17 protein-coding genes are annotated in these 15,133 nt (G+C 74.0%); 6 read left to right on the top strand and 11 right to left on the bottom strand.

The features are described 5' to 3' along the window. Positions 1–59 precede the first annotated feature (59 nt). Both KBX43_RS16520 and KBX43_RS16515 read left to right on the top strand, forming a co-directional pair. Entirely contained in the window at positions 60–824 is a 765-nt protein-coding gene (locus KBX43_RS16520) for an HAD family hydrolase (RefSeq protein WP_374226009.1), read from the top strand. Between the two features lie 57 nt (positions 825–881). Then, positions 882–1,838: a DMT family transporter gene (locus tag KBX43_RS16515; RefSeq protein WP_064446093.1), complete on the top strand. Its 957-nt coding sequence runs from the start codon at positions 882–884 to the stop codon at positions 1,836–1,838. Here the strand turns inward: KBX43_RS16515 and KBX43_RS16510 are convergent. From KBX43_RS16510 to KBX43_RS16500, 3 genes are all read right to left on the bottom strand, one after another. After that, positions 1,801–2,718 carry a diacylglycerol kinase gene (locus KBX43_RS16510; protein WP_374226008.1) on the bottom strand — a complete coding sequence of 306 codons (918 nt, stop codon included), beginning with the start codon at positions 2,716–2,718 and terminating at the stop codon, positions 1,801–1,803. The genes KBX43_RS16515 and KBX43_RS16510 overlap by 38 nt on opposite strands. 116 nt (positions 2,719–2,834) lie before the next feature. After that, positions 2,835–3,485 carry a fasciclin domain-containing protein gene (locus KBX43_RS16505; protein WP_187694154.1) on the bottom strand — a complete coding sequence of 217 codons (651 nt, stop codon included), beginning with the start codon at positions 3,483–3,485 and terminating at the stop codon, positions 2,835–2,837. A 111-nt stretch (positions 3,486–3,596) separates the two neighbouring features. Continuing rightward, positions 3,597–4,295, bottom strand: a complete 699-nt coding sequence (locus KBX43_RS16500; protein WP_064446096.1) for a hypothetical protein — start codon at positions 4,293–4,295, stop codon at positions 3,597–3,599. Positions 4,296–4,479: 184 nt separating this feature from the next. On the opposite strand from KBX43_RS16500, the gene KBX43_RS16495 reads away from it, so the two are divergent. Further along, positions 4,480–5,364 (top strand): ABC transporter substrate-binding protein, encoded by an 885-nt coding sequence (locus KBX43_RS16495; protein WP_210885258.1) that lies wholly within the window; start codon positions 4,480–4,482, stop codon positions 5,362–5,364. Positions 5,365–5,612: 248 nt separating this feature from the next. On the opposite strand, the gene tatC is transcribed toward KBX43_RS16495, so the two are convergent. The 5 genes from tatC to KBX43_RS16470 form a co-directional block, all read right to left on the bottom strand. Further along, positions 5,613–6,566: a twin-arginine translocase subunit TatC gene (gene tatC, locus KBX43_RS16490; protein WP_187694586.1), complete on the bottom strand. Its 954-nt coding sequence runs from the start codon at positions 6,564–6,566 to the stop codon at positions 5,613–5,615. A gap of 21 nt (positions 6,567–6,587) precedes the next feature. Next, positions 6,588–6,917, bottom strand: coding sequence for a Sec-independent protein translocase subunit TatA (gene tatA, locus KBX43_RS16485; protein WP_104112471.1), 330 nt, complete (start codon positions 6,915–6,917; stop codon positions 6,588–6,590). Between the two features lie 216 nt (positions 6,918–7,133). Next, on the bottom strand, positions 7,134–7,382 hold the full coding sequence (locus tag KBX43_RS16480) for a hypothetical protein (protein WP_043324371.1): 249 nt from the start codon (positions 7,380–7,382) through the stop codon (positions 7,134–7,136). A gap of 10 nt (positions 7,383–7,392) precedes the next feature. Next, entirely contained in the window at positions 7,393–8,400 is a 1,008-nt protein-coding gene (locus KBX43_RS16475; protein ID WP_043324373.1) for a YafY family protein, read from the bottom strand. Further along, positions 8,397–9,395 (bottom strand): YafY family protein, encoded by a 999-nt coding sequence (locus KBX43_RS16470; protein WP_069089790.1) that lies wholly within the window; start codon positions 9,393–9,395, stop codon positions 8,397–8,399. The genes KBX43_RS16475 and KBX43_RS16470 overlap by 4 nt, the downstream gene beginning before the upstream one ends. A gap of 104 nt (positions 9,396–9,499) precedes the next feature. Here KBX43_RS16470 and KBX43_RS16465 point away from each other — a divergent pair, with 104 nt between their 5' ends. Beyond that, positions 9,500–10,489, top strand: coding sequence for a cation diffusion facilitator family transporter (locus tag KBX43_RS16465; RefSeq protein ID WP_043324375.1), 990 nt, complete (start codon positions 9,500–9,502; stop codon positions 10,487–10,489). A gap of 44 nt (positions 10,490–10,533) precedes the next feature. Beyond that, the gene (locus tag KBX43_RS16460; RefSeq protein ID WP_043324377.1) at positions 10,534–11,619 is read left to right on the top strand and encodes a DUF3866 family protein; all 1,086 of its coding nucleotides are present in this window, start codon (positions 10,534–10,536) and stop codon (positions 11,617–11,619) included. A 12-nt stretch (positions 11,620–11,631) separates the two neighbouring features. On the opposite strand, the gene KBX43_RS16455 is transcribed toward KBX43_RS16460, so the two are convergent. Further along, on the bottom strand, positions 11,632–12,180 hold the full coding sequence (locus KBX43_RS16455; protein ID WP_064446506.1) for a carboxymuconolactone decarboxylase family protein: 549 nt from the start codon (positions 12,178–12,180) through the stop codon (positions 11,632–11,634). A gap of 239 nt (positions 12,181–12,419) precedes the next feature. Between KBX43_RS16455 and KBX43_RS16450 the strand changes: the two genes are divergently transcribed. Then, on the top strand, positions 12,420–13,364 hold the full coding sequence (locus tag KBX43_RS16450) for a hypothetical protein (protein WP_166456048.1): 945 nt from the start codon (positions 12,420–12,422) through the stop codon (positions 13,362–13,364). A 7-nt stretch (positions 13,365–13,371) separates the two neighbouring features. Here the strand turns inward: KBX43_RS16450 and KBX43_RS16445 are convergent, their stop codons facing one another. Both KBX43_RS16445 and pafA read right to left on the bottom strand, forming a co-directional pair. After that, complete coding sequence (locus KBX43_RS16445) at positions 13,372–13,590, bottom strand: hypothetical protein (RefSeq protein ID WP_030504132.1); 219 nt, start codon at positions 13,588–13,590, stop codon at positions 13,372–13,374. Positions 13,591–13,652: 62 nt separating this feature from the next. Beyond that, a complete protein-coding gene (gene pafA, locus KBX43_RS16440; protein WP_030504131.1) occupies positions 13,653–15,011 on the bottom strand; it encodes a Pup--protein ligase in 1,359 nt (452 codons plus the stop codon). Positions 15,012–15,133 lie beyond the last annotated feature (122 nt).

The raw sequence follows: 15,133 nt of genomic DNA, 5'->3' as shown, positions 1-15,133 counted from the left end.
CGAGTACCGGTCAAGGCCATCCGGCAGGACGGTCGGAGCGGGTCGGTAGGGTGCACGACGTGCCGGACCGTACCGAACTGCCCCATGCCGCCAGCGGCGCCGACGACGTCGTGGGCCCGCGCCCGTCCCGCCGGCCGGTGGAGGCGGTGCTCTTCGACTTCCACGGCACGCTCGCCCAGGTGGAGGAGCCGCTGACCTGGGTGCTCGCCGCGGCGTCCGCCTGCGGCGTCGAGCTGGACCGGATCCGGGCCACGTCGCTGGCCGACCGGCTGCTCACCGCCGGGCGCGCGGGTGGCCCGCTGCCGGCCCGGGTGCCGCCCCGGCTGGCCGAGCTGTGGGCCGACCGCGATCTCTACCCGCAGGCCCACCGGGGCGCGTACACCGGGCTGGCCGAGACGGTGGACACCGGCATCGACGGGTTCGCCGACGCGCTCTACGAGCGGGTGCTGGTGCCCGAGGGCTGGGTGCCGTACCCGGACACCGCGCCGGTGCTCGGGGCGCTGCGGTCCGCCGGGGTGAAGGTGGCGGTGGTCAGCAACATCGGCTTCGACCTGCGACCGCTGTTCGCCGCCTGGGATCTCGACGGGCTGGTCGACGCGTACGCGCTGTCGTACGAGGTGGGGCGCTGCAAGCCGGACCCGGGCATCTTCCTGCGCGCCTGCGGGATGCTCGGCGTCGACCCGGAGCGCACGCTCATGGTGGGCGACACCCCGGCCGACGCGGGCGCGGTCGCGGCCGGGTGCGGGGTGCTGGTGCTGCCGTGCGCCGACGCCGGCCGCCCGAACGGGCTCGGCGCGGTGCTCGACCTGGCCGGGGGCGGCTGAGCGCACACCCCGCCAGCGGCGCGAACCCGTCCCGGCGCACCGGCTACGGTCAGGTGCATGACCGGTGTTCACCCCTTGCCGCCGCGTGCGCCGGGCCGGCTCGGCGGCGTCGCGCTGGTGCTCGGCGGGGCGCTGTCGGTGCAGTTCGGCTCCGCGCTGGCGGCGCTGCTGTTCCCGCGTACCGGGGTGGCCGGGGCGGTGACGCTGCGGCTGACCATCGGCGCGCTGGTGATGCTCGTGGTGTGCCGCCCCCGGGTGCGCGGGTACGGGCGCCGGGACTGGGCCGCAGTGGTCGCGTTCGGGCTGGCCCTGGCCGGCATGAACTCGATCTTCTACCAGGCGATCGAGCGGATCCCGCTCGGTCCGGCGGTGACGCTGGAGGTGCTCGGCCCGCTGGCGCTGTCGGTGTTCGGCGCGCGCCGGGCGGCGGCCTGGTTCTGGGCCGCGCTGGCGCTGGGCGGGGTGGCGCTGCTCGGGCAGGGCGGGTTCGACCGGCTCGACCCGGTCGGCGCGGCGCTGGCGCTGACGGCGGGCGCGATGTGGGCCGCGTACATCGTCTGCTCGGCGCGGATCGGCGCGCGGTTCCCCGGCGCGGACGGGTTGGCCCTCTCGCTGACCGTCGCGGCGCTGCTGACGCTGCCGTTCGGGCTGGCCGACGGCGGCGGTCGCCTCGCCGACCCGGTGGTGCTGGGGCTCGGTACCGGGCTGGCGCTGCTCGCCTCCGTGCTGCCGTACAGCCTGGAGCTGGCGGCGCTGCGGCGGCTGCCCACCGCGACGTTCGCGGTCATGATGAGCCTCGGCCCGGCGATCGCCGCGGTGGCCGGCTGGCTGGTGCTCGGCCAGGCGCTGCACCCGGTCGAGGTGCTCGCGATCGGGCTGGTGGTCGCCGCGAGCGCCGGCGCGGTCCGCGCCGCCGCCCCGTCCACCGCGCCGCCGCCCGTTCCCGGCCCACCGGACGCCGAGGGCGTGGCGGCGGTCAGCGCAGCAGCCGCAGCGCCGCCGGCACGGCCGTGACGGTCACCGGCAGGTCGAGGGAGCGTTCCCCGTCGGCGTACGAGGTGATCCCCTCGGCGGCCAGCTCCACCGTCCGCGCCCGGTAGACGCGCGCCAGCGGGTGCGTGACATGGGTGCCCCGGTAGATCTGCGGCTTGACCCGCATCAGCGTGCGCCTGTCGAACCGCCCGCCCACCACCACGTCCAGCAGGCCGTCGTGCGGGTCGGCGTCCGGGCAGATCCGCATGCCGCCGCCGTAGCTGGCCGTGTTTCCCACCGCGACCAGCACCGCGTCGACCTCCTGCGCCACCCCGTCGAGAACCAGCCGGTAGCGACGTGGCCGCAGCCGGGCCAGCTCGACCACTATCGCCAGGTCGTACCGGCGCGGGCCGCGCGGCCAGCGCATCCGGTTGGCGCGTTCGTTGACGATCGCGTCGAAGCCCGCCGCGAGCACCGCGCCGAACCAGCGGTCGGCCTCGCCGCGCCGGGACAGCCGCGCCAGGTCCACCGACCGGGCACGGCCGGCGGCGAGCGCGTCGGCGATCACCTCGACCGCGGCCACCGGGTCGGCCGGGAAGCCGGTGTCCACCGCGAAGTCGTTGCCGGTGCCCGCCGGTACCGGCCCGAACGGCACATCGGTGCCGGCGACCGCCTGCAACGCGCGGTGCATCGTGCCGTCGCCGCCCACCGCGACAAGCGCCCCGGCGCCGCCGGCGACCGCGGCGTGGCACGCCGCCTCCGCCTCCTCGGGGGTACGCGCGCGCAGCAGCTCGACCGGGCGGCCCGCTCCGGCGAGGCGCTCCAGGATCCCGGGCAGCAGACCGCGGTGCCGCCCCCGGCCGGCGGTCGGGTTGGCGAGCACGGCGACGGGGCCGGGCGGGACATGATCGTGCGCGGTCACGGCGAGCACCGTACGGCACCGCTCGCGCCGCCCACCAGAGCCAGGTCACACGGCGGGTGGGCGGCACACGCCGACGGCGCCCGGCAGGGGGTGCCGGGCGCCGTGGCGGGGGTGGTTCAGGGAAGGTCGATCGGGCGCAGCACCCGGTCCACCGCGTGCGCGATCTGCTTGTTGCCCTTGTTGATGTCGTACCGCACCACCTTGGCGTTGCGGTCGCTGGTGTCGGCGTCGACCAGGCGCACCTCGCGGCCGTACCAGCAGCGCTTCACGTCCACCTCGACGGTGGCGCCGAGCGCGGTGGTCAGGTCCGCGCCGTCCGCCTTCAGCGCCGCCTTCCGGTCGATCGTCGCGCCCGGCACGACGTGGTAGAGCAGGACGTCCTCCACCGTGTCCACGCCCAGGCCGGCGACCGCGTCGAACGCGGCCTTCTCCCCGGGCAGCTTCTTCGCGGCGGTGATGTCCCGGACCAGCTCGCGGAACGCGTAGTCGTTCGGCACGAACGCGGTCAGCGCGACGGTACCGTCGGTGAGCACCTTCACCGGCGAGTCCGGCTTGGCCTGCAGCACCGTCAGGACCGCCTTGGTGAGCACGTCGAAGTCCCGCGAGTTGCGGTCGAAGCCGCTCTTGTCCGCGGTGAGCACGGCGGCCAGCGACCGCGTGCCCGGCTGCTTGGCGCCGGCCTGGGCGGGCACGGCGACGGCGGTGGTGGCCACCGCCGCCGCGGTGGCGCCCACGGCCAGCCGGGCGGCGAGACGAGCGATGTTCATCGGGGAGCCTTTCGTCGAAGCGACCAGGTCCGTGACTGTCGTCACGACCAATGCTTCGCCCGCACCGTCCCCGGTGGATGCAGCCGGATCGATGGTGTTTTCGCGGCCGCCTCAGCGCACCACCAGCCGCTTGCTCACCGACGGCACGCCGTCGCCCTTGACCTTCAGCGACCAGTCCCCCGCCGCGCCGAGCGTCACCACCGTCTCGGCGGTGCCGTTGGCCTCCGCCTTCATCTCCGCGACCCGCTTGCCGTCGGGGTTGAGCACGTACAGCGTCCGGGCCCCGGCGGTCTTGTTCGTCACCTTGAACGCCAGCTTCTCGCCGGGCTCGGCGATCAGGGCGTCCACCCCGGTCATCGCGTCGTCGGTCAGCTCGATCGTCACCGACCGGTCGTAGGCCACCTCGGCTGCGGCGCTGGCCAGGTTGCCGTCGTCGGACACGGTGATCTTCGTACGCACGCCGTCGCCCTGCCGGCCGGGCTTGCAGGCCACCTCGTACGTGCCGGTCTGCAGCGAGGCCCGCAGGTCGCCGGTGCGGCCCGCCGGCACGTCCGCCACCTCGGCGATCACCTTGGTGAAGGCGTCGCCCTCGCGGCCGTAGACGTAGACCCCGGTGGCCTGCTGACCCCGGTTGGTCACGGTGAACGTGACGGTGCCCGGCGTGAACAGCGTGGTGGTGACCTCACAACTGGTGTCGGTGGCGGTCACCGGCACCTGCTGGCCCTTCGGCGCGGGCTCGTCGTCACCGCAGGCGGTGAGCGCGGTGGCCGCGCAGAGGACGGTCAGGACGGCGGCGGTACGGCTCTTCATCGGGTTCTCCGGAGCGCAGGTCAGACGGACTGACCGGAACGGGGCGCCGACGCACCCCGGCACACCGCCCGGGGGGCTCGGCGGAGTCAGCAGAGTCTAAGCGCGTACGGCGTGGCGGCAAGGCCCGAGGGCGACCCGATGTGCCCGCGCACCGGGCGGTCCGCGGGACCGGCATGATGGCGGCATGCGGCTGGTCTCCCTGCTTCCCTCCGCCACCGAGATCGTGTACGCGCTGGGTCTCGGCGACGACCTGGTCGGCGTCACGTTCGAGTGCGAGGTGCCCGCGTCGTACCGGGCGGGCACCACTGTGGTCGTCGGCGGCCGGGACACCCGGGGCATGAGTCCCGGCGACATCGACGCCTACGTCAGGGCGCAGGTCGCGGCCGGAGCCGACCTGTACACGCTGCACGCCGGGGCGCTGGCCGGGCTGGACCCGGACCTGATCCTCACCCAGGACCTGTGCCGGGTCTGCGCGCTGCCCTCGGGCCGGGTCGCCGACGCGGTGGACCACCTCGGGTGCCGGTCCGAGGTGCTGTCGCTGGACCCGTACACCCTGGACGACGTGCTGGAGTCGATCCGCGCGGTGGGCGCGGCGGCCCGGGTGCCGGAGCGCGCCGAGGCCCTTGTCGACGGCCTGCGCGCCCGGCTCGCGGCGGTCCGCGCGGCGGTGGCGGGCCGGCCCCGGCCCCGGGTCGCGGTGGTCGAGTGGGTGGACCCGCCGTTCGGCGCGGGACACTGGATTCCCGACCTGGTCGACGTGGCCGGCGGCGAGCCGGTGGGCACCCACCGCGGCGCCCGCTCCGGCCCGACCACCTGGGACGCCCTGCGGGCCGCCCGACCCGACGTGGTGCTGGTCGCGCCGTGCGGCTTCCGTCTCGACGGCGCGGCCGTGCAGGCTGCCGGCGTGGCCGGGCACTTCCCCGGCGCGCAGGTGTGGGCGCTGGACGCGGACGGCCTGATCGTGCGCGCCGGCCCGCGCCTGGTCGACGGCACCGAGACCATAGCCGCCATCCTCCACCCCGACGCGCTCCCCGCCGCCGCTCCCAACGCAGCCCGCCGCATCACCTGACCCCCCGGCCCCGGCCCGGCCCCGGCCCCGGCCCCGGCCCCGGCGATCTTGCACTTCCTGCCCGGGCAAAGTGCGGAAACCGGTCATCCGAGGGGCAGCAAGTCCATGATCAACGTAAGGGCGGGCCGTCGCGCGGGCATCGAGTTCAAGGTCGGCGGAGGGCACTCGGCGCGGCGGCGAGGGGCGGCTGCGGAAACGCGGACGCCGCCCCCGTGAGGTGGGGACGGCGTCCGGGTGAGCGGGGTCGGTCAGGTCATGTCGTCGTAGCGGCGTTCGATCGGCTTCGGGGCGACGACGGGCTCGGGCGCGCCGATCGGCTCGGACGCCTCGATCCGGCCCCCGGCGGGCACCGGCTCGGTCGACAGGTCCAGCGGTGACACCTCGTCGTCGGCGATGCCGGCGTACACCTCACGCCCGCGACCGCGCCGCTTGTCGTTGATGAACGCCACCCCCACCGCGGCGAAGTAGAGCGCGCAGAGGCAGATCGCCAGCGCGGTCATGCCGAACGGGTCGGGCGTCGGCGTGACTACGGCGGAGAACGCGAAGAACACGAACACCGCCACCCGCCACCAGCTGAGCAGCCGCTTGGCGCTGGCCAGGCCGACGAAGTTGAGCATCAGCACGATCAGCGGGAACTCGAACGCCACCCCGAACAGCATGATCAGGTTCGTGACGAACGAGATGTAGCGGGTCACCTCGAGGGTGGTCGCGATGTCGTCGCCGGAGATGTCGAGCAGGAACTCGAGTCCCTTGGTGGTGACGAAGAACGCCAGCACCGCGCCGGCCGCGAACAGCGGTGCCGCCAGGGCGGTGAAGACGTACGCGTACCGCCGCTCGTGCCGGTGCAGGCCGGGCGCGATGAACGCCCAGAGCTGGTAGAGCCAGATCGGCGCCGCGATGATCAGACCGACCCAGAGACCGATCTTGAGGTTCAGCAGGAAGACGTCGGCGACACCGAGCTGCACGAAGTTGCACTTGCCGGTGTCGGGGTCGAGCGACTGCGGCAGCTCACAGTAGGGCTTCGACAGCAATTCCCGGACCGGCTCGGCCAGCCAGATGCCGAAGCCGAAACCGACCAGGATCGCCAGCGACGCGCGGAACAGCCGGTTGCGCAGCTCACGGATGTGCTCCATGAGCGTCATCGAGCCGTCGGCGGCCCGCGCGAAGTTGCTCGGGCCGCGCTTCTTCAACCCGAAGGCCACGGTGGTTGGGGCCCTCTCGGATCAGTTCTCGCGGACGCGCTGCACCGGGTCGGCCGGCGGCGCGACCGGCTGCTGCGGCTGCGGCGCGTACGGCTGCTGCGTGTACGGCTGCTGCTGCGCGTACGGCTGCCCCTGCACCGGCTGCTGCGGCGGGAGCGGCTGGTAGCCGGCCTGCGCGTCCGCCTTCTCGGCGAGGTTACGGTCGTCGTCCTGCAGGCTCTTGGTCTCGGCCTTGATGATCCGCAGGGATCGGCCCAGCGAGCGGGCCGCGTCGGGGAGCCGCTTCGCGCCGAACAGCAGGATCAGCACGACCACGAGTACGGCGATGTGCCACGGCTTGAGGGCACCCATGGGAAGCTCCAGTCGCTCTGTGTCGGTGAGGGTGGGTCGCCGCCCATCGTACGTGCGTCGCAGCGGCTTGCCACCCCGGTGGGCCTGCTGGTGCGGGCCCGATCGGTGAAGTTTCGACCAACCCGAAGTGTCCCGTCAACCGTCCAGGTCCGCGCATTTCTGCGCGCAACCGCCCGGTTACGCGCAAACGACGCTCACCGGGCCGGGGGCCGTCGATCAGTCGCCGCGCTTGGCCTTGATCAACGTCATCCGCTCCTGCGCGACGACGATCCGTTCCTGGAGCGACTCGGCCCGCGCCTGCAGCTGTTCGGCGGCGGTCCGCAGCGACTCCGCCTCGGCCGCCCGGCGCTGCAACGCCAGCGCGGAACGGCGCAGCCCGGACAGGCGGCTCACCACCGGACGGACCGCCAGCGCCAGGACGACAAGCGCGAACAGCACGACTCCGAGCACGATCCACTTCACCACGGCGGTCAGCCTATCGGGTGACGCCGGCGGCCGCCGGGTCGGCGGTGCCGGCCGGGGTCGCGTACGCGTCGAGCGCGGCCACGGCCTGGGCGCGTACCTGCTCGGCCAGCTCGGCCGGGGCGACCACCGTCACCTCCGGGCCCAGCCCGAGCACGAACCGCCGGGCCCACCCGAGGTCGGTGACGCGCAGCGACACCAGCCACTGCTCGCCGTCGGCCTCGACGCGCTCGCACGGATAGTATTCGGTGATCCACCGCTCGCCCCGACCGATCCGCAGCGTGATCAGCGGCAGGTCGGCCGACGGGCGGAACACGCCGTCACTGAGGTCGTGCGGGCGGGCCTGCGGCGGCACGACCGCCTGCTCCGGCAGCTCGGCCACCGCGTCGATCCGGTCGGCCCGGAACAGCCGCACCGCCTCGGCACGGCGGCACCACGCCTCCACGTACGCCCGGCCGCCGACCATCAGCATCCGCAGCGGGTCGATGGTGCGCTCGGTGGTCTCGTCCCGCGCCGCGGTGTAGTAGGTGATCCGCAGCGCCCGGCCGCGCTCGACGGCGGCGCGCAGCTCGCGTACCCGGGCGCTGTCGCCGGGCAGGCGGACCTCCACCGGCGCGCCGGCCAGGTCACCGGCCGCGTTCTCGATCTTGGCGAGCGCCCGCTCGACCGCCTCCCGGTTGGCCACCCCGGGCGTCTCGGCGATCATCCGCAACGCCACCACCAGGGCCAGCGCCTCGTCGGGGGTGAGCCGCAGCGGCCGGTCGATGCCGGCGTCGTAGGTGATGGTGACCCGGTCGCCGTCGAACGCCATGTCGATCAGGTCACCGGGGCCGTAGCCGGGCAGCCCGCACACCCAGAGCAGTTCCAGGTCCTCCCGGAGCTGCTTCTCGGTCACCCCGAGGTCGTGCGCCGCCTCGGCGATCTCGATGCCGGGGCGGGCCAGCAGGTAGGGCACCAGGTTGAGCAGCCGGGCCAGCCGGTCGGCGGAGGCACGGCCGGCGCGGGCCGCCGGGCGGGTCACCGGGCACCCCCGGCGGTCGCCAGCTCGTCGTGCCGGGCGGCGACCTCCTTCAGCCGCTGGATGACCGCCTCCCGTACCTCCGGTGGCTCCAGGACCCGCACGTCCGGGCCGTACCCGACGATCTGGCCGGCCAGGTAGTCGGCGTCGGCGTACGGCAGCACCAGCCGGTCGCCGTCCGGGCCGGCCTGGCACTCCACCGCCCAGCGGCGCAGCCCGGCGGCGCGGCCCGGAGTGGCCAGCACCGTGGCCCGGCCGGTGCGCTCCACCGGCCCGGACCAGCGGGCCACGTGGCTGATCAGGTCGACGCCGACGGGCGGCTCGTAGGCGCCCGGCTCGCCGGTCGCCCGGACCGTGCCGACCACCCGGGACAGCCGGAAGCAGCGGGTCGCCGCTCGGTCCAGGTCGTGACCGACCACGTACCACCGGCCACGCCAGCAGACCACACCCCACGGCTGGAGGCGGCGCCGGGTCGGCGCGTCCCGGTCCGGCACCCGGTAGTCGAAGCTGACCTCGCGGCGGTCCCGCGCGGCGGCGGTCAGCGGCGCGAACGCCGGGTCGACCGTGACCATGGGCTCCAGGCCGAGCGTGGCCTGCGGGTCCACGTCGATGCCGGCGGCGCGCAGCTTCGCCAGCCCGGACGACGCGGCGGCGGCCAGCCCGGCGTGCTGCCACAGCCGCGCGGCGATGCCCACCGCCGCGGCCTCGTCCGGTTCGAGCGGAATGTCGGGCAGCGCGTACGCGCGCGGCGCGATCCGGTAACCCGGCTCGGCGTCGAAGACGCTCGCCGTGCCGGTCTCCAACGGCACGCCCAGCTCACGCAGCTCGGCCTTGTCGCGCTCGAACTTGCGCTGGAACGCCTCGTGGTCCTTGGCGTCGTCCGGGTCGTGCTCGTAGCCGGGCACGGTCGCGGCGATCTGCGCGGCGGTCAGGAAGCGTCGCGTCGACAGCAGGCAGATCACCAGGTTGACCAGGCGTTCGGTACGGGTCCGGGACACGTGCAAACGCTAGCAGCCCGCGCATGGCGCGCGGGCACCCGCGCGGCGCGGCGCGGAGGTCTTCCCGACCGGCGACGGGCATCGACCGGTCATAGGGTGAGCGCATGGTGGAAGCGGAGGTCAAGACCGAGAGCGTCGGCACGGTCGTGGTGGCCGGCGCGGCGAACCTCGCCATCGCCGTCGCCAAGCTGGTCGCGGGCCTGATCTCCGGCTCCGCGGCGATGCTCTCCGAGGCCGCCCACTCGCTCGCCGACACCACCACCGAGGTGCTGCTCTATCTGGCGCTGCGCCGGGGCGCGCGGCCCGCCGACACCCGGCACCCCTTCGGGTACGGCAAGGAGAGCTACGTCTGGGCGTTCCTCGCCGCGCTGTTCACCTTCGTCGCCGGGGCCGGCTTCGCCATCACCCACGGCGTCACCACCATCCTGGTGCACGAGCACAGCGGCGAGTACCTCGTCGCGTACGTGGTGCTGGCGGTCTCGTTCGCGATCGAGTCGGTGTCGCTGGCCCGGGCGGTGCGGCAGGTGCGCGGCGAGTCGCGCCGCTGGGGCACCACCCCGCGCCGCTACCTGCGCCTGACCGCCGACACCACGGTCAAGGCGGTCTTCCTGGAGGACAGCGCCGCGCTGGTCGGCCTGCTGATCGCCGCCGCCGGGCTCACCCTGTCCCACCTCACCGGCGACGAGTTGTACGACGGGATCGCCTCGATCCTCATCGGCGTGCTGCTGCTCGTGGTCGCCGTCGTGCTGGCCCGCAGCAACATCTCGCTGCTGGTCGGCCGTTCGGTCTCCGACCGGCTGCACCGGCGCATCGAACGGGAGCTCGCGGACGTGCCGACGGTGGACCGGATCGACACGCTGATGACCATGTTCCTCGGCCCCGACGACATCCTCGTCGCCGCCAAGGTCGACTTCCACGACGACGCCACCGGCGCCGACATCGAGGCCGCCGCCGACGAGGCCGAACGCCGGCTCACCGGGCGCTTCCCGGAGATCGCGTACGTCTTCCTCGACCCCACCCGCTCCCGCACGGCCGGGCGGCCCGCCCGCACCACCCAGGACGAGACGGGTCGCCCGCTCGACGGCGACACCTGACCCGCCCCCGGCCCGCCCGCACCCCGGCCGATACCGTGCACCGCATGGTGCGATGGCGGTCCGGCACGGTCACGGCGGTACGGCGACGGTGGTCCGGCGCCGTCGAACTCGACGTCGACCTGCCCGACGGCGTCCGGATGCGCGCCCTGGCCTACCCGGCGCTGGTCGGCGAGCCCGAGCCCGGCGACCGGGTGCTGCTCAACGCCGGGGCGCTGCTGATGGGCCTCGGCACCGGCGGCTACGCGCTGGTCGTCGCGCTGCCCGACCGGCTGCCCGCCGACCCGCCGCAGGCCGGCGACAGCCGCGACGCCGGCCACCTGGTCAAGGCCCGCTACACGCCGCTGCAGCCGATCCTGCTGGGCGTGGACGAGGAGGCGTCGCCGCACCACGAACTGCTCGCCGCCGCCGAGTCGGTCGACGGCATGCCGGTGGTCACCGCCGACCTGCACTCCGCGCTGCCGGCGATCCTGGCCGGGGTACGCGCCGACGCGCCCGACGCCCGGGTCGCGTACGTGCTCACCGACGGCGGGGCGCTGCCCGCCTGGTTCTCCCGCACCCTGGCCGGCCTGGCCGGTCACCTCGTGGGCACGGTGAGCGTGGGCCAGGCGTTCGGCGGCGACCTGGAGGCGAGCACACTGCACAGCGGCCTGCTCGCCGCCCGGCACGTACTCGGCGCGGACCTGACGATCGTCGCCCAGGGCCCCGGCAACCTCGGCACCGGAACCCGCTGGGGCTTCTCCGGCGTCGCCGTCGGCGAGGCCGTCAACGCGGTCGCCACGCTGGGCGGGCGCCCGGTCGGCTCGCTGCGCATCTCCGACGCCGACGCCCGGCCCCGGCACCGTGGCGTCTCCCACCACAGCCTGACCGCGTACGGCCGGGTCGCGCTGGCCCCCGCGGAGCTGGTGGTGCCGGACGGCCTCGACCCCGCCCTCGCGGCGGAGGTCGCCGCGGCGCTCGCGCCGCTGGCCGACCGGCACACGATCGTCACAGTGCCCACCGACGGCCTCGACGCGGCGCTGCGGGCCGGCCCGGTCGGCCTGTCCACGATGGGCCGGGGCCTGGACGCCGACCACGCCTACTTCCTGGCCGCCGCTGCCGCCGGCCGCCACGCGGCCCGCCTGCTGGGCTGAGCCCCGCCGCCCTCAGATCGCCAGATAGCCGTTCGCGACCAGGTGGTCGGCGGCCCGCGCGAACACCTCGGGATCCTGCGGCGTCCACGTGCCCAGCCCGTCGACGTAGCGGTTGAACATGCAGAACGCCGCCGCGATCAGCACCGTGTCGTGGATCTCCAGGTCGGTGGCGCCCGCCGCGCGGGCCGCCTCCACCAGCTCGGTGGTGACCTCCCGGCCGCTGCGCCGGACCGCGGCGGCGATGTGCAGCAGCGCCCGCAGCTTCGCGCCGACCGGCGCGGTCGCCACGTCCGCGCGCACCCGGTCGACGAACTCCATCCCCGTGGGCAGCTGCGCGGCGGCGAACGCCGCGTGTGACGAACAGCAGAAGTCGCAGTCGTTGAGGCCGGAGACGTACGCCGCGATCAGCTCCCGCTCCCCCGGCGTCAAGGTGGGATGCGGAGCGCGCAACAGCACCTCCGCCAGCTCGCCCAGCGGCTTCGCCGTCTCCGGACGGAACCGCAGCGGCCCCTGGATGCCCGGATAGGCCTTCTCGTCCAGCCCGAGATCGATGTGTGCGATGACGTCACGCTCCCCTGTCCGTGCCGGCCCGGTCACGCCGGCGGCCCGCCGTCCAGAGTGCCGCCACCCCCGCCGCCCGGGCCAGACACCGGAGACAGGTCAGCATGATCGAAGAACCAGGGCCCCACGCGGCCTCCCCATACTGTCCGGGAAATCGACTCCGGCCATCCCGTCACCGCCGTCCGCGCCAGGCAGCCGCGCGGGAAACGCGGCTGGCCGCCGTTAGGAGGCGACCCCCCATGGCACTGCGACAACTCCCGAACGCGGCCCCCGACGCCAGGATCTCCACCCACCGCCCGCCGCATCCCCTCCGACTCGCCCTGATCAGCGCGGCAGCCGGCGTGCTGCTGGCCGTCCTGTGGTCCTTCGAGCTCGTCGACAAGGTCATCGGCGACAACGTCGCCAACACCGTGCTCGGCCACGACGCCAAGGAGACCGCCATCACCGGCGCCGTCGCCGGGATGCTCTTCGCCTTCGTCTCCGGCTTCGCCGGCACCTTCACCGCCTGCAACATCGCCGTGGCGGCCTCGGTCGGGCCGATGAGCCAGGTCTCCGGCGCCGACCCCGCCGGCGGCACCCGGTCCGCGCTGCGCGCCCTGCTGCGCCCGGTCGGCTGGCTCGCGCTCGGCATGGTCGTCGTCTCGGCCGCCTACGGCATCATCGGCGTCCTGCTCGGCGACCGGCTGCCCCAGCTGTCCACCGAGACGGTCGGCACCGTCCCGGTACGCCTCATCCAGTCCTCGGTCGTCTTCGGCGTCATCGGACTCGCCCTCACCTACCTCGGGCTCGCCGCGCTCAAGCTCGTGCCGGACATCTTCGCGCACCGGCCCGTCGCCCGGGTGATCACCATCGGCGCGCTCGTCGGCGGGTTCCTCGTCGGCCGCCCCTACCCGATGTTCAACAAGCTGTTCCACTGGGCCGTCGACACCGGCAACCCGCTCTACGGGGCGCTGGCGTTCACGCTGCAGTCCCTCGGGAACATCCTGCTCGTCACGGCCGTCTTCGCCCTGGCCGTGGCGATCAGCCGCGGACGCTTCCTCGCCTGGATGGCGGACCCCCGCCGCGCCGCCGCCGTCACCGGAGCGCTGCTCGTCGCGCTCGGCGTCTTCACCGTCATCTACTGGGACATCCGAGTGCCGGCCATGTTCGGCTTCGGCTGGTTCCCCCGGATGCCGTACAACTGAGCCGAACTCAGCCGAGCAGCAGGATCAACGCCAGCCACCCGCCGACGATCAGCACCAGCGCCGCCGCCAGCACCCACGTCGGGACCGTGTAGTCACCGCGCCGGTTGCGCTCGATCTCGGCCCGGATCTTCTCCCGGCGGCGATCGATCCAGTTGAGCTTCTCGCCGCCGTCGCGGCCGGAGGACGTCTCACGGTCGGGGCGACCGGCGGATTCGGAAGTGTTCATCGCGACGACAGCCTACCCGTGCCACGGGCGGCCGGTGCCGGGCACCGGCCGCCCGTGGGCGGTCACATGCTGGCGATCAGGCGCTCCACCCGCTCGTCGTAGGCCCGGAACGGGTCCTTGCACAGCACCGTGCGCTGCGCCTGGTCGTTCAGCTTCAGGTGCACCCAGTCCACCGTGAAGTCACGCCGCTTCTCCTGGGCGTGCCGGATGAACTCGCCGCGCAGCCGCGCCCGGGTGGTCTGCGGCGGCGTCTCCTTCGCCTCGAAGATCTCCGGGTCCGTGGCCACCCGGTCCACCTCGCGGCGACGCTCCAGCAGCCCGTACAGGCCGCGCCCACGCCGCAGGTCGTGGTACGCCAGATCCATCTGCGCCACCCGCGGGTGCGACAGCGGCAGGTCGTGCTTGCGCTGGTACCGCTCGATCAGCTTCAGCTTCGTGACCCAGTCGATCTCCCGGGCCACCGGGTCCAGGTCGCCGGTCTCGACCGCGCGCAGCACCCGCCCCCATAGGTCGACCACCCGCTTCGCGGTCTGGTCACCGCCCCGGCGCTCCACGAACTCCGTCGCCTTGGCCAGGTATTCCTGCTGGATCTCCAGCGCCGAGACCTCCTTGCCGGCGGCCAGCCGCACCTTGCGCCGGCCGGTGATGTCGTGCGACACCTCGCGGATCGCCCGGATCGGGTTCTCCAGCGTGAGGTCCCGCATCACCACGCCCGCCTCGATCATCCGCAGCACGATGTCGGCGGTGCCGACCTTCAGCAGCGTGGTGACCTCGTTCATGTTCGAGTCGCCGACGATCACGTGCAGCCGGCGGTACCGCTCCGCGTCCGCGTGCGGCTCGTCCCGGGTGTTGATGATCGGCCGGCTGCGGGTGGTCGCCGACGAGACGCCCTCCCAGATGTGCTCGGCCCGCTGCGACAGGCAGTAGACCGCGCCGCGCGGCGTCTGCAGCACCTTGCCCGCGCCGCAGATCAACTGCCGGGTGACCAGGAACGGGATGAGCACGTCGGCGAGCCGGCCGAACTCGCCGTGCCGGGACACCAGGTAGTTCTCGTGGCAGCCGTACGAGTTGCCGGCCGAGTCGGTGTTGTTCTTGAACAGGTAGATCTCACCCGCGATGCCCTCGTCGTGCAGCCGCTTCTCCGCGTCGACGAGCAGCCCCTCCAGGATCCGCTCACCGGCCCGGTCGTGCGCCACCAGGTCGGTCACCGAGTCGCACTCCGGAGTCGCGTACTCCGGGTGCGAGCCCACGTCCAGATAGAGACGGGCGCCGTTGCGCAGGAACACGTTGCTCGACCGGCCCCACGACACCACCCGCCGGAACAGGTACCGCGCGACCTCGTCGGGGGACAGTCGGCGTTGCCCGCGATAGGTGCAGGTGACGCCGTACTCGGTTTCGAGGCCGAAGATTCGCCGCTCCATGATGAGACATTAGCCGCCCGGAGCCTCCGATGGGCATCGCCGACGCTCACCGCTTGCGATCTCCCCCACGCGGACCGCAAAGCCGGCGGCCTCCCGTACGCGAAATACCCCGCCACCGCGAC

This window comes from Micromonospora sp. C41 (assembly GCF_018070485.1).
GTDB classification, from domain to species: Bacteria; Actinomycetota; Actinomycetes; order Mycobacteriales; family Micromonosporaceae; genus Micromonospora; species Micromonospora chalcea.
Note: the sequence above shows the minus strand (reverse complement) of the source record. Positions and strands in the feature narration are given on the sequence as shown.

Excerpts from the sequence above, each read along its gene's own strand:
- pafA (WP_030504131.1), bottom strand. The coding sequence starts at position 15,011 with ATGGAGCGGCGAATCTTCGGCCTCGAAACCGAGTACGGCGTCACCTGC.
- KBX43_RS16465 (WP_043324375.1), top strand. The coding sequence starts at position 9,500 with ATGGTGGAAGCGGAGGTCAAGACCGAGAGCGTCGGCACGGTCGTGGTG.
- KBX43_RS16495 (WP_210885258.1), top strand. The coding sequence starts at position 4,480 with ATGCGGCTGGTCTCCCTGCTTCCCTCCGCCACCGAGATCGTGTACGCG.
- KBX43_RS16460 (WP_043324377.1), top strand. The coding sequence starts at position 10,534 with ATGGTGCGATGGCGGTCCGGCACGGTCACGGCGGTACGGCGACGGTGG.
- tatA (WP_104112471.1), bottom strand. The coding sequence starts at position 6,917 with ATGGGTGCCCTCAAGCCGTGGCACATCGCCGTACTCGTGGTCGTGCTG.
- KBX43_RS16500 (WP_064446096.1), bottom strand. The coding sequence starts at position 4,295 with ATGAAGAGCCGTACCGCCGCCGTCCTGACCGTCCTCTGCGCGGCCACC.
- KBX43_RS16505 (WP_187694154.1), bottom strand. The coding sequence starts at position 3,485 with ATGAACATCGCTCGTCTCGCCGCCCGGCTGGCCGTGGGCGCCACCGCG.
- KBX43_RS16445 (WP_030504132.1), bottom strand. The coding sequence starts at position 13,590 with ATGAACACTTCCGAATCCGCCGGTCGCCCCGACCGTGAGACGTCCTCC.
- KBX43_RS16515 (WP_064446093.1), top strand. The coding sequence starts at position 882 with ATGACCGGTGTTCACCCCTTGCCGCCGCGTGCGCCGGGCCGGCTCGGC.
- KBX43_RS16450 (WP_166456048.1), top strand. The coding sequence starts at position 12,420 with ATGGCACTGCGACAACTCCCGAACGCGGCCCCCGACGCCAGGATCTCC.